11 protein-coding genes are annotated in these 14,361 nt (G+C 40.6%); 2 read left to right on the plus strand and 9 right to left on the minus strand.

Annotated elements, in window-relative coordinates; all coding sequences use genetic code 11:
- Positions 1-84 precede the first annotated feature (84 nt).
- The gene (locus tag C2M33_RS00755; protein WP_105173410.1) at positions 85-1,029 is read left to right on the plus strand and encodes a LysR family transcriptional regulator; all 945 of its coding nucleotides are present in this window, start codon (positions 85-87) and stop codon (positions 1,027-1,029) included.
- 18 nt (positions 1,030-1,047) lie between these two features.
- On the opposite strand, the gene C2M33_RS00760 is transcribed toward C2M33_RS00755, so the two are convergent.
- Together C2M33_RS00760 and C2M33_RS00765 are read right to left on the minus strand one after the other, a co-directional pair.
- Complete coding sequence (locus tag C2M33_RS00760; protein WP_063703574.1) at positions 1,048-2,079, minus strand: GGDEF domain-containing protein; 1,032 nt, start codon at positions 2,077-2,079, stop codon at positions 1,048-1,050.
- 224 nt (positions 2,080-2,303) lie between these two features.
- Positions 2,304-3,152: a DUF6279 family lipoprotein gene (locus C2M33_RS00765; RefSeq protein WP_105173411.1), complete on the minus strand. Its 849-nt coding sequence runs from the start codon at positions 3,150-3,152 to the stop codon at positions 2,304-2,306.
- Between the two features lie 546 nt (positions 3,153-3,698).
- Between C2M33_RS00765 and C2M33_RS00770 the strand changes: the two genes are divergently transcribed.
- On the plus strand, positions 3,699-4,421 hold the full coding sequence (locus tag C2M33_RS00770) for a tetratricopeptide repeat protein (protein ID WP_105173412.1): 723 nt from the start codon (positions 3,699-3,701) through the stop codon (positions 4,419-4,421).
- A gap of 19 nt (positions 4,422-4,440) precedes the next feature.
- On the opposite strand, the gene C2M33_RS00775 is transcribed toward C2M33_RS00770, so the two are convergent.
- From C2M33_RS00775 to C2M33_RS00805, 7 genes are all read right to left on the minus strand, one after another.
- On the minus strand, positions 4,441-5,853 hold the full coding sequence (locus C2M33_RS00775; RefSeq protein WP_105173413.1) for a coniferyl aldehyde dehydrogenase: 1,413 nt from the start codon (positions 5,851-5,853) through the stop codon (positions 4,441-4,443).
- 134 nt (positions 5,854-5,987) lie between these two features.
- Positions 5,988-7,418 carry an SLC13 family permease gene (locus C2M33_RS00780; protein WP_233999097.1) on the minus strand — a complete coding sequence of 477 codons (1,431 nt, stop codon included), beginning with the start codon at positions 7,416-7,418 and terminating at the stop codon, positions 5,988-5,990.
- A gap of 57 nt (positions 7,419-7,475) precedes the next feature.
- On the minus strand, positions 7,476-8,435 hold the full coding sequence (locus tag C2M33_RS00785) for a porin (RefSeq protein ID WP_105173415.1): 960 nt from the start codon (positions 8,433-8,435) through the stop codon (positions 7,476-7,478).
- A gap of 213 nt (positions 8,436-8,648) precedes the next feature.
- Positions 8,649-10,019: a sigma-54-dependent transcriptional regulator gene (locus C2M33_RS00790; protein WP_105173416.1), complete on the minus strand. Its 1,371-nt coding sequence runs from the start codon at positions 10,017-10,019 to the stop codon at positions 8,649-8,651.
- Positions 10,016-11,755: a sensor histidine kinase gene (locus C2M33_RS00795; protein WP_105173417.1), complete on the minus strand. Its 1,740-nt coding sequence runs from the start codon at positions 11,753-11,755 to the stop codon at positions 10,016-10,018. Before C2M33_RS00795 ends, C2M33_RS00790 begins: the two co-directional genes overlap by 4 nt.
- A gap of 23 nt (positions 11,756-11,778) precedes the next feature.
- Complete coding sequence (locus C2M33_RS00800; RefSeq protein WP_233999065.1) at positions 11,779-13,761, minus strand: TonB-dependent receptor plug domain-containing protein; 1,983 nt, start codon at positions 13,759-13,761, stop codon at positions 11,779-11,781.
- A 193-nt stretch (positions 13,762-13,954) separates the two neighbouring features.
- Positions 13,955-14,224: a CBU_0592 family membrane protein gene (locus tag C2M33_RS00805; protein ID WP_054552127.1), complete on the minus strand. Its 270-nt coding sequence runs from the start codon at positions 14,222-14,224 to the stop codon at positions 13,955-13,957.
- Positions 14,225-14,361: the final 137 nt, after the last annotated feature.

Below are 14,361 nucleotides of genomic sequence, written 5' to 3' on the forward strand. Positions count from 1 at the left end.
TACGGAACTAATTAGCGGATAAAAATGATAGATTTTTAAATTCTTTAATGCCAGAATGGCACCAATAAAATTTAAGGAACTGCTATGGATACCACCAGCCGTTTATTAATGTTGCTTGAAGTGATTGAACGAGGCTCATTTGCTAAAGCTGCAGAGTCTAGAAATATTGACCGTTCTGTCATTTCAAAACAAATTAGCCGTCTTGAAGATGAGTTAGGGGTGCGTTTACTCAATCGTACCACGCGATCTTTTTCGTTGACTGCCGCTGGCGCTGAAATGGTAAAAAAGGCAGCCGAACTGAGAGATTTGTTATCTGATACCGTAAGACTTGCAGAGAATTACCACCAAGAACCCCGTGGTACGTTAAAAATTACCTCATCAAGTATTATCGGTAAGCGTTATATTCAGCCAGTCATTAACGACTTTCAAAAACGTTTCCCGCAAGTTGAAGTAGAGCTTCGTTTAGACGACAGACTGATTGATTTAGTATCAGAAGGCTATGATTTAGCGTTTCGTGTTGGCGAACCAAAAGACTCATCATTTATTGCCCGTAAAATTGCTCGCAACCGTATGTTATTGCTGGCATCACCTGAATTTATTGAAACTTACGGTATGCCAAAACAGGTTGAGGATTTAAAAGAGCTACCTGCTGCGAGCTATTCAAGCCCAAGTAAACGCATTAGCGGTATTCGTTATCGTAATGCCAATGGCGATATTATTGAGCAAAATATTAAAAGTGTTTTTCGTGCAAATGATGCCGAAGTACTGTTAATGAAGGCTATCTCAGGCAATGCATATGTTTTGGCACCGGCGTTTATTCTTGACGATGAAGTTAAACGTGGCGATCTCGTGCCTATTTTAACCGATATGGAATTACTCGATTACAGCGCGGTGTATGCGGTTTACCCACACAGAGACTTACCAGTCAGAACACGTTTATTCTTTGATGCTATGCGTGAATACATAGGCAAAGATATTCCTGTATGGGAAGCAAACATCCCTGACTTTGACACTATGTACAAAGGCTAACTTGCGAAGCTTGAGTAGCTAACTCGCTTTATTTTGTTGGCTTAATTCATACGCCGTTACTACTCTATTTCGGCCTTGCTGTTTTGCTTGGTATAGCGCATCGTCAGCACGCTTAATAAAGTTTTTCAGGGTTTGATTTGGCATGTAGCAAGCAACACCAATACTAATGGTCAAATTAATAGCTTGCTCATCAATGTTGTGGATGGTTGTTGCTAAGTGCTCGCGCAGCATATCTGCAAATTCATAGGCACTTTGCGGGTCGCTCTCAGGTAAGAAGATAGCAAACTCCTCACCGCCGATACGAAATACGTAGCCTTTACTAATGCGTTGCCTAAAGAAACTGGTGACTTCAATGAGAATACGATCGCCCACATCGTGGCCATACTGATCATTAATATTCTTAAAGTAATCAAGGTCTAGCATTAAAATAAACAAGCCATTTTTGTTTTTTAGTTCAACTTCAAAATAATGGGTCATCGCCAAACGGTTACCTGCCCCCGTTAAAGGATCAAGTAATGCTAAGTTTTCGAGCCGCTTACCATATTCTGCACGACTATTCTCAAAAGTATGAGATACCGCCCAGATACTGATGTAGGTAAACGAAAAATTAAGCAAAAAATTAATACTATTAAGAGGCTCAAGACTTGATTTGGTTAATAGGATCCCGCCTTGCAGCAGAGCAACGACCAAAGACAATACTTTGCCGTATTGTTTACCTAATAATAAATAAAATAAAACCGGTAATGAGCAAGTCCAAATAAACAGCAAGCTTTTAATATTGCTGAGATACGTGCCCAATGTGATTAGTAGCGTTAAAAACACGCATAAGGTAAGCGACTGCCAAAGATGGCCATTGCGTTTTCGAGTATAAAAAAAGATATAAAAACAAAACGATGCAAAAACGACTTCTAATGCCCCAAGGACAAAAAAGTCATTAATAAAAAGATTAAAACCGGCGAATATTCCAGCCAATACACCCAAACAAAAGCCCATCCATTTAAGAACGTTATTTCGTAAAGCTTGAGTGCCTCTTAGCGCCCCAATATCCATCCAGTTTCTCGTTATTGTTGTCGTTGCTTAATTTTAACGCGAAATAATAAATTTAGGAACAAGTTATTAAGTAAACTCGTATAAAAATGCAATCGTTTACATAAACGCCAGAAAAACTAATACTTTTTAACTTTTATTTTCAAATAATAAAATGTGTTGCGAGGTACAAGATGCTAAGAAGCAGCGGTTTTAAAGCGCTTCCAAACACAGCGAGCACCTAGCAGCTAATCATTAATTAAGTCACTGACCTCTTCAATTAACTCATCAAACTCATCGCGTACGTTACGACGCTGTTTTTCGGTTAATGTAGGTTTTAGCTCCAATAGTAAGTTAACGTAGTTATCGAGATTTTTATCATCGGCGGCAACTAACTCATCGCTCATAAATGCAAAACGGTCATTAATGATAACAGCGAGTTGACTATCAAAATCTGCTGGTTTTTGCTTTTGCATAAATAGCGCTTTTAATGTATCTAAACGCTTTTGCTTGTACTGCATCCATAGCAAGAATGTACTGACTCGCGTATTTGATGAGTTCTCTATCAGTGTTTTTTGCTGTGAAGAAAGCTTAGTACCGAACCACTCTTTGTAGTTTTCAAGGTTTTCTTCTAAACGTTCTTTTCTATGTTGCTCTGGCGTTTTCTCTTCGTGCTCTTGGTATTCATCGTTAATGTTTTCTTGCAGTGCTGCAACAAACTCAACTCGCTGTTCATAAGAAAGAGCGTTTGCTAAATCGATAAGTTCAGGCTCGATTTTATCAACCAGCGTTTGCCAATGCTGCTTTGCTTGTACAAAGTGTGCTTTAAGTTCGTTATGGTCAACTTGCTTATCTAACATAGTCTTTAAGCTTTCAAGATCACGTTTGTATAAAGGAAGTTGTGTTTCTCGATGCCAATCGCGGCTGCTTTTAACAATATGCTCAAATTTGTCAGCTTGGTCACTGTTGAGATCGACATAATCATCAATCCAAAATCCTGATAACCAACCTAAATTATTGTAAGTAAAGCTAGGAGAACACCCCGCTACTGTAAACAATAAACTAAATACGATTAGATACTTTGATAGCTTTTTCATTGTAGTTTTTTAAAATCCTGTTTCAAAACAAAGTAAACTTACCACTAAGAACAAAAATTCAGCAACTGCAATTAAATGAAATTAATTATCATTTAGGTGTTGACGAACGATTAAACCTAAGTAATAATCGTTATCAACAACTTGGTTCGCTAAACTATTCTCACAGCAACATCATACTGTTAAAGGCTTTGATGCTGTTTTGCCAAGTTAGTTCAAGACGTAACTCTTGATTGTCGTCTGTTTCCTCGACCCAAACATAGACATAAAACGTTACACTTTACTTGCTACATTGCTCATATCGGTGACGGTAGATATGACACGAAAAAGCCCGCTACGGGCTTTTTTTATTTCTTTAATTTTTCTGTAAAATCTGTATCTTAAGCCTACTTGTTAATTGCAAAGCTTGCCGCTGTCTATAAATTGGGCATTTGCAGCTGTTGGGTCTAAACTAAAAGTGATGTTTTGCTCAGTGGCTGTTTGGCAATGCATTTTATCAATAGCTCAATGCTTTGTTATTGATACCTAACACACATTTGGAGGCAGACTATGCTCAAGCCTAATTTTAAATCACTATTGCTCGCTAGCACGTTAATCTTGTCACCTTTAGCAAATGCCAGTCTTGAAGATGCCCAATTAGCGGCAAATGAAGGTCGTTTTGAAGAAGCGCTTCATGAATTTAATTACCTTGCAGACAAAGGTTATGCCCCTGCAATGTATGAGCTTGCTAAAATGTACGAAGGTGGCTTTGGTGTGCAACGCGACTACCGTAAAGCAGCAGAGTTGTACGAAAAGGCAGTAAAAAAAGTACATGCTGATTCAATGTTTGCATTAGGTGTACTTTATCAAGAAGGTAAAGGTGTCAAACTTGATAAAGAAAAAGCCATTTCATTATATGAAATGGCATCACAAAAAAATCACCCAGCAGCTCAGTTTAATTTAGGGGTTATGTACGCCAATGGCGAAGGGGTAATTCAAGATTACCGCACAGCACTCAGCTGGTACCAAAAGGCGGCAGCAAATAACTTTACTCTTGCTCAGTTCAATATGGCATTGATGTATTACGAAGGTTTAGGAGTTCCTAAGAACCTCGAGAAATCATACATTTGGAATACCATTGCGGAATACAACGGCAACATGGATGCAAGCCATAGTCGTAAGCTTGATGAGCGCAATATGATGCCAGCAGAAATTGAAGCTGCTAAAGAAAAAGCAGACGCAATTTATGCAAAAATACAGGCTGGTTTATACGCACCTGACGGGCGTTTATAAGTAGGCATAGTACTTGCGCTTAACGGCGCAAGTACATCCATTTTAATAGTTTTATCAGCAACTTATTTTGCTTTAACAATAAGCTGGTACGTGGATTAAACTTACCTGATACTAGGGTATTTCGTGCATGGCTAAATGTTTTAAAGCCTTCAATGCCATGATAGTGCCCCATCCCTGACTCACCAATACCGCCAAATGGTAACTGGTCTGCTGTTACCTGCATCAATACATCGTTAATTGCCAATGTACCACTTCTGATTGCTGAACTTAACTTGCTGATTTTGTCTTTATCATGGCCGAAAAGATACAAGGCAAGCGGTGATGAGTCGGCATTAATTGTGTCAATCACTTGCTGCAGAGATTCATAACTCACAATTGGCAGTAAAGGACCAAAGATCTCATCTTGCATGACCCGCATATCATCATTAACTTGCGTTAAAATATGTAACCCCATGCGATGTTTGAGTTCATCAACTTGATGCCCTTCTATTGGCTCGAATACTTGAGCCCCTTTGTCTTTTGCATCCTGCAAGGTTACAATTAAACGCTGATATTGCCTATCAGAGACAATCGAGGTGAGGTTCTTACCTTCAACACCTTGTTTGAAATGCTTTTTATATAGCTCACTGAGTTGTAGTACTAACTGATGCTCAAGCTTTTTGGGCACAAACACATAATCAGGCGCAACACATATTTGCCCTGCGTTGTTTAACTTGCCAAATAACAGAGTTTTTGCAGCCTCTTTGATATTCACATCATCAAGAATTACCACCGGTGATTTACCGCCTAACTCAAGGGTAACTGGGGTGAGGTTCTTACTGGCCGCTTGCATCACTTTACGCCCTACTGATGTAGAGCCCGTAAACAGTAAATGAGCAAAAGGTAAATCGCAAAACGCCGCCGCGGTGTCGGCTTCGCCTTCAACAATAATACAGTGCTCAGCAAGTGCATCTTCCATTATCTGCTTAATAACAGCATTGGTATGTGGGGTGAATTCGCTCAGTTTTAACATCACGCGATTACCCGCGGCTAATGCGCTAATAGCCGGTACTAATGCTAATTGAATGGGGTAATTCCACGGCGCAATAACACCCACGACTCCTTTAGGCTGGTAATGAATATGTGCCGATGAAGGCCATAAACTAATACCTACACTGCGCGATTCGTTTCGTGACCATTTAGGTAAGCGCTTGATGATGTCAGTTAATGATTTTACCGTTGGCAGTAAATCACCGAGTACCGTATCGAATTCAGTACGGTAACCAAAGTCTTTGCTTGTTGCTGCAACTAGAGCTTGCTCATTGTCTATAAGGCGGGATTTTATCGTTTTTAACAGCTTAATACGCTTATCAATCGCTAAATAAGGGTCTGCCAAAAAGGCGTTATTGAGTTTTATAAATTCGCTCTGTAATTGTGCGTGTATATCAGTCAAAACATCATCTCTTGATAAACGATTTTAGCCACTATAACGAGCTAAATTTATCTGAGCAACTTTATAAATGTAAAAACAGCGCTCAAAGTGAGCGCTGTTATTGGTTGGAATAGGTTGAAAACTTAAAGGCTTAACTAAAAGCCAAAGACCACTGCGGCAATAGTCATGGTCACTAATGTGATCATCGCAATAGCAATTATGTTCAGTGCAAAACCAGAGCGGATCATATCGCGCATTTGTATTTGCCCAGAGCCAAACACGATCGCATTCGGCGGCGTCGCAACTGGCATCATAAACGCACAGCTACATGCAATAGCCGCTGGAATAACCCATACAAGCGGTGTACCAAATACTGACTCAGCAACTGGGCCTAATAGTGGTAAGAAACCTGCCGCTGTGGCTGTGTTACTGGTGATCTCAGTTAAGAAAGTAATAAGGGTTGCAACTGCAAGTACACTTAATACCAATGGAATTGCACTCGCCCCTTCAATCATGTGAGCAATGTATTCAGCAAGACCTGAAGATTTAATTTGCGCAGCCAGTGTTAAACCACCACCGAATAATAGCAACACGCCCCAAGGTACTTTAGCGGCACTTTCCCAATCAAGAATACGCTCACCATCACCTTTGTTTGCTGGTAACACGAACAGCAATAATGCAGCTGCAATAGCAATACCGGTATCAGAGATTTTCAAGCCTGAAAAATCAGCCAGTAGAGGCCTGAAGATCCAGCATACTGCCGCTAAAACAAACACGGCTGCTACGCCTTTTTCAGCACGTTGCATTGCACCAAGCTCTTGTAACTGCGATAAGAATAACGATTTAGTATCTTTACTCGCTGCTTTTGCACATTGTGTATCTACTTTGTAGGCAAATTTAGTTAGCCACACCCAGCATAAAATAAGCATCACGGTTGCAAGTGGTACACCGACTTTCATCCACTCAGCAAAACCAATATCAATCTTGTAGCTGTCTGATAAATACGCAGCCATTAATGCATTGGGTGGTGTACCAATTAAAGTAGCAATACCACCGATACTTGCACCATAAGCGATTGATAATAACAACGCTTTACCAAATTGATCATTTTCAGGGTTAGACTGTTTAACCAACATAGTAATCGACATAGCAATTGGTAACATCATCACAGCAGTTGCTGTATTTGACATCCACATTGATAAAAATGCCGTTACTAACATCATGGCTAAAATTTGTAGGCTTGGCTTAGTACCAGCACGAAGCATAGTATTAAGTGCAATGCGCTTATGTAAACCCCAACGCTCCATCGCGATTGAGATCAAAAAGCCGCCTAAGAATAAAAAGATCAAAGGGTGTGCATAAGGTGACGCGACCCCTTTGATTGCTGCAATGCCAGCAAGAGGTGATATAACCAGTGGCAATAATGAAGTTGCAGGAATTGGCACTACTTCACTCACCCACCAAGAAGCCATCCAAAAAGCAAGGCCTGCGGTACGAAGTGCTGGTACGCTCATACCCGCTGGTGGATCAATTAAGCACGTTAATAACATCACTAATGGGCCTAGCAGTAACATTACTGTGCTCATTAATGGGCGTGGCTGTGAGCCATCTTTTGTTTGATTTACTAATGACATACCGACTCCTTAGAACTTGTATTTAAGGCCAAGTGCAACGCTGTTGTCTGATTCAAGTTCTAAATCTAAATCAGTATAGAATAAGTATGCTGTAGTTTGTTTATCGAAGTTATAGTCAACACCTGCTGTCCATTGTTTACCTTCTTCAGCATGGCGGATCTTTGAGTCGTCTTTAACGTATTGCAGTTTCGGTACCCATTTATCGATTGCGTAGCTTGCACTAATTGCATAACCATTGCCTTCTTTCGTACCGTCGGTAGATTCACTGCGTTGGAATAAACCTGCTAACTGTAGGTTTTCATGTTTCCATGCGGCAACCACACGGCTTGCTGTTAACTTATTTAGTGCATCAACATGGCTGATAGCGACATAGTAGTCTTTAGATTTTAATGCACGGTCACCATAAATAACCGTTGCAGCATAACCAGATTCATCATTGCTGCTATCATCTTTTGGTGCATAAGTTAGCGCAAGTGATGCGCCACCATACGTTTTTGAGCTGTAAGTAATGGTATCGCCGATACGGTCTTGACCAGGGATCAGCTGAGCGATATCAGCTTGGGTTTCGTTAAAGCCGTCAATTTTACCTTCAGAATATTTAAAACGGGTGTCGTTACGGCCTACAACGACTTCACCAAAATCGCCTGCAAGACCTAAGTAAGTATTACGAGCTGAAAATGGCTCATCAGTATCATCATGCTCAAAGCCTTTTACTTGTACTTCGTATTTGAATACTGCTTTAAGTGACTCAGTTAATTTGTGGCTACCTTTAATACCAATACGCGAGAAAGGGGCTTCGATTTGAGTGCCCTCTTCTGCATAACGCATAACGCCTGTATCTGTGTTTGCTATTTGAACTTCTGCTTTACCGTATACCGCGTAATCTGCTGCCATTGCTGAGCCTGCTGTGCTCGCTAACACTACTGCCGCTGCTACACGTGTTTTTGTATGAGTGAATATTGTTGTCATTATGCGCCCCTTATTAGGTTCAAATTGTTGTTCCTAACTAGTAAGGCAAGTTGGTTGCCAACTTAGATAATTTAATAAAAACCCTTAAATAACAGCAATTTAACTTTATTGACATTTTTTAGGCTGGCTTTTATGGGTGGATCTCCACACATTTTTAAACCTGTGCTGTCACCAGTTCCACCCATTGAGAAGCGTTTAATGTGAGAGGTTTGTTTAATCTTTGAACATTTCGCGATTAATACCGTATTTGCTCATCTTGTCGTAGAGGGTTTTACGTGCAATTTGTAATGTGACCATGGTGTCTTTTATGCTGCCGTTGTTTCGCTCTAACGCTTCTTCGATGAGTGACTGCTCATAAAAGCTAATCTTCTCGGCAAGACTTAAATCCTGAGCAAGTTCGTTTTCATTGTTTGTATCACTATAAGAAGCAAAAGCCAAATCAGAACCTAGCAATACCGCACGTTCAGCCTGATTTCTAAGCTCTCGCACATTTCCCGGCCAATCATACGCAAGGAGTCGCTGCTTTGCTTGACTACTTAGTGGTGCAGGTGGTTTATGAAAACGTGTCGCTGCTATCGAGCTAAAATGCTTAAACAGCAGTGGAATATCAGCTTTTCTATCGCGTAATGCCGGGATACTCACTTTCACTAAGTTTAAGCGGTAATATAAATCAGCTCTGAACTCCCCTGCTTCAACTAAGCTCATTAAATCAACTTTGGTGGCAGCAACAATACGCACGTCTAAATCAATAGCATGGTTATCACCTACAGGCGTTACTTTTCGCTCTTCAAGTACCCTTAATAACTTTACTTGTAAACTTGCGGGCGTTGACTCTATTTCATCTAAAAAGACAGTGCCGCCTTTGGCAAATTCAAACTTACCTTGGCGAGATTGTGTTGCCCCAGTGTATGCGCCACTGGCTGCACCAAAGAGTTCGCTTTCGATAAGTTGCTCAGGGATTGCACCGCAGTTTATGGCAACAAAATTAGCCGCTGATCTATTACTTTGATCGTGCAAGTAACGAGCGACTAACTCCTTACCCGTGCCTGTTTCACCTTCTATAAGCACATCGGCGGGGGTATCGATTACCGCATTGAGTAAATGCATCATTTGTTGCATTTGCTCGGTTTCACCTAAAATTCGCACACCAGGTGCAGAGGTTTTCTCTACGGCAATTTTTAAGGCTCGGTTTTCCATCACTAAAGCACGTTTTTCTGAAGCGCGCGCGATACAGTCTAACAATTGCTCTGTCAGTGGTTTTTCAAATAAATCATATGCGCCAAGTTGCATGGCTTTAACGGCCACAGATACATCAGCAAAGCCGGTAAGAAAAATAACCGGTAGCTCACTATCAAAGGCTTTAACTTGCTCTAAAAAAGCCAAACCGTCCATTTTGGGCATGTTTATATCACTTAATACAATCCCTTCAAAACGACGACTTAATTTTGAAAGTGCCGCTGTAGGCTCACTAAAACACTGAACTTGATAACCTTCAATCTCAAGGAGTTGCTTTAATGAATCGCGGATCACCGCTTCGTCATCAATAACGATTACCTGATTACAGGTCGCTGCAACTTCACTCATGAGGGTTCCTTATTTGTTTGTAAGGTTATTATAAATTGTGCGCCGCCTTCAGGGCGGTTGTGCGCAGATAATCGACCATTAAATGAGTCGATAATTTGCCGTGAAATAGATAAGCCCAAACCTAAACCATTGCTGGTTTTAGTACTGTAAAATGGCTCAAAGATGTTACCTAATGCGTGTTGATCGATACCCGGGCCAGTATCAAGAATAGAAAGTTTTACGCGGTCGTCGAATAGTTCGAGCTCGAAACTCAATTCGCGCTTTTCTGATTCACTCATTGCTTGGCTGGCATTGGTGATCACGTTTACCAAGACTTGTTCAAACTTAACGCTGTCGACCCACACAGTGATGTTTGCGTCAATATCAGCGGCTTTTACCTCGATATCGTCTTGCTTAAGTTGAGCGCTGGCAATCATTAAAGCATTCTTTAACATGCTCGCTAAGCTTTGCTGCCTCAATTGAGTTTGCGCAGGTTTACTAAAATGCTTAAGCTGCGCGACAATCTTATGGACACGCTCTATGAGTGACTGCACTAGCACTAAATTTTCACTGGCTTGCTCAATATTGCCTTTAATAAGTAACCGTTTTGCACTCACTAAATATGTATTCATGGCACTTAGTGGCTGATTGATTTCATGATTAATGCCCGCACTTAATTGACCTATCGTTGCAAGTTTAGCTGTTTGGATCAGCGCTTTTTGGGCTTTTTCGAGCGCTTGAGTTCGCTCGATCACTTCTTGCTCAAGGCTGTGCCTTGAAAACAGAAGCTTTTTATAGCCCGCAAAACGCACCATAGCCATATGAATTAACACCACGGCAATGGCATAAAACACACTAAACCACAAAAGCCTTGGAATTTGTGCAAGTTCCACATTCGTTACATCCACCAGCACAGTGGCGTTAGCGTTAATAATCGCTATTTTTTCTGAAGCGCTGATATAGCGCGCTTGTTTGCCATCAAGTTGTATATTTTGCTGAGCGGTCTGTTCACTTAATGGCTTATTAGTATAAGCCAGTAAACTCGGTTTATGAGACAAGTAGCGCCGCGACTTAATCAAAGCGGCCATTTGTTCATCATTAAGTGATGTAAGTGCTTTTAAGCGCCAATCCTCAACGTCTGACATCACTATGACACTGTCTTCTAATGCGATATAAAAATGAGTGCTGTCTGATGCATTAAGTAGCTGACGGTCTTGTTCAAACTTTTTAGCATTCACTTTTAAAGTGACAACGGCAATAACGTTACCTTTATCGATAACAGGCTCTGAAAAGTATATGCCTCGCTCACTTGAGCGCATGCCTAAAGCAAAATAAGCCACTTTTTCACCTTGCTTGGCTAAATAAAAATAAGGCCTAAAAGCAAAGTTGCTGCCCAAAAAGGTGTAATCAACCTGCCAATTACTACTTGCCACAACTGAGCCTGTTAAATCCATCAAATAGACATCAGATGCACCACTGGCACGTTGAATATCTTCTAAATAATAATTAACGGCTTGCTCGCCAATCCCTTGCTTTACAACAAAAGATTTAACTAAATCATTGGCGCTCACTAGGGTAGGAATGGTTTTAAATCGGGCTAATTCACTTGAGAAATAATGACTTAACTGAGTCGCTTGTACGCGACTTTGTTGCTCTGCTTGTTGATAATCGTGAGCGCGTCCAACGTAAAAAACTAACACAAGCAACAACAAAAGCATTGCACCTGCAATAACTAACTTTTTACTTAATGACGACATTCAAACCTTTGTGAGCAGCGCAACTAGAAATTGAATTGGTAGTGTAACGATAAATCTTCGCTTGTACCAGCGACTGCGCCATTGTCCATTCGAGGATCAAACACGTTATATTTTTTGCCGAATAGGTTTTCAGCTTTCAGCATAAGTTGGCTATTGGCGTTTAACTGCCATTTTACACTACCACCGACTAAGCTATAGGCCGACTGTTTGAAGTGAGCACCGGTAACTGAACTTACCTCAACTTTATCACGCCACAATAGGTTTAAACTCACTTGCCAACTGTCAGATAAGTTATAACTACTCACTAAGCTTGCAAAACGTTTAAAGCTCGCATTAATTGGATCTTCAAAGTATTGCGTATAAGTGCCCGTTACAGAGAACTCTTTACTTGATTGCCAAGTGCCATCAAGCTCGATACCACTGTTTTGGGTATTAAATGAATTTGCAAATGTAAACAAAGCGTCCGTAGATTGTGTTGGCTCAATGTTAATAAAATCATTGAGTTCATTATAAAAAAGCACAGCATTAGCTTGTAACTCTGAGGTTTGATAATGCCAAACAAGCTCAGTCGTTTTTACCGACTCAGAGCGAAGTGATGGGTTGCCTACGGTGACATCATCATTTGAAAAAAGCTCATTAGTAACCGGAGTTCTGAACGATTCTCCATATTGCACTTTAACGGTATGCTCTGGGTTTATTACATAAACAGCGGCAAGACGAGGCGAGAATTTACTGTCGATGTCCTTCACATCGTCATAGCGTGCCCCTACAAATAAAGTAAGTGCATCTGAATAAGGTATTTTTAACTGCCCGTAGGCGCTATATGTTTCGAAGGTATATTTAAGTGATGCAAATTCAGGGAAGTCCATCACAGTCACAATACCTTGCTGATAATAAGCGGGATCAATAATGACTAACATCGACTCATCATCATAGTAACTAGTACGCACCCCTGCTTCGACTTGTTTAGCCTCTGCGTATTCTATACCCGCAGCAAGCTGCCATTGATTTTCAAACTGATAACTCAGTTCAGTCTCAAATTTGCTATCGGTTGTTTGCCAAGCTGGGCCAAGTAAAAAGTCAGGTATATCGTCAAATGCAGCGATTAAACCAGCACTTGAGATATTATGTTTGGTGTACGAGTAACTAGAGTCTAGCTTTAACCTATCGTTATTAATCCAGTTATATTTAACGCCAACAAAAGTGTTATCACTGGTGTGTTGGTTTTGCGTTGAATAGCCAGCAAGGTTTAAAAATTCATCAAGAGAGGTTTCGTTGTAGCGCGCGCGTAGTTTAAGCTTTTTGTAATCAACACCTGCTTCTAGGTAAAGCGCTTCAAGAGGATCTTTTACCCCTTGCGGATAGCTTTCGCCGTCTTTTTGATCATAAGAAATACTCGCAAAGAGTGATGTATCATCACTAAAAGAGGTATTAAACTGCCCTGTTGCCCCATAGCGACCATTGTTGCCAACCACAAGTTGCAGTGCGTTTCGTTCTTTAGAGGTAACAATATTCATCACCCCTAAAAACGCATTACTGCCATATAGCGCCGAGCCGGGGCCGCGAATAAACTCTATTTTTTCGATCACTTCAATAGGAATATAAGGCATGTAAACAGAGGCTTTACCAAATGATGATTCATTGACTCGCTCACCATTGATCATCACCAGTACATTACCGCTATCAAGATACACTCCCCGAGCATGATCTTTAGGCACGGCACCAACCCAATCACCACGGGTTGATTGCATACCTGGCACAAAATTCATTACTTCATAAGCGTTATCAACACCAAGTGCTTGAATTTGTTTACGGCTAAATACACTCATTGTCGAGGGAACAGAAGACAGGGTTTCGCTGGTTTTACTAGCAATATCGACTTGAACATCAAGCAAGTCTTCAAAACTTAAAGAGAATAAGTCTTGCTCGTCTGTTGCGTTTGCAACCAGTGGAATGGTTGAGGCAACTGCAATTGAAAAAAGTGCTGAACATCTTAAAAGCTTCACGCTGCGAGATACCTGTACTAAAAGCCCATGCTGCAAAAGCAACACCTTGTTTACACTATTAATACAAAAGATTGGCAAGCTTGCAATGTTTTTATAGTTTTAGTTGAAGAGTTCTCAGAAGTAGAGACAAAAAAACCCATTTTCAGCTGTAAATGGGTCTTTAAAAAGGTCTGGTTTAGTGAAATAGGCTTAATTAAGCTGTTTCAACATTTCCAGTACGCTTTGCTTTGATGTACTTATATAAACCAATAAGTGACGCCGCTATCCAGAATATTTCGATAACAAAACTAGCAAGGTTGAAGTTATAACAAAGACTAATCAGTAACAGGATTGCACCTGTTAAGTTCATCATGTTATACACAAGGCCAGTTGGCGATGCTTTATTCAATTGTAATAAAAAGAAAGCACCAACCACTAAGAATGTGCCTGTCATGCCAATAATATCAAATAAAAGTGCTATCACGTGCGTGAATCCATTTTGTTCATGTGTTTATACCCATACAACTGGCCCAATCCATGGGGAGGGTTGTTTTCATTCATTGAAACAGCAAACCGGTCAATAGTATCAGAGCATAAGGGAGAAACGAGGATAAATGTCCG

Source organism: Pseudoalteromonas sp. T1lg122 (assembly GCF_002964825.1).
GTDB classification, from domain to species: Bacteria; Pseudomonadota; Gammaproteobacteria; order Enterobacterales; family Alteromonadaceae; genus Pseudoalteromonas; species Pseudoalteromonas gelatinilytica.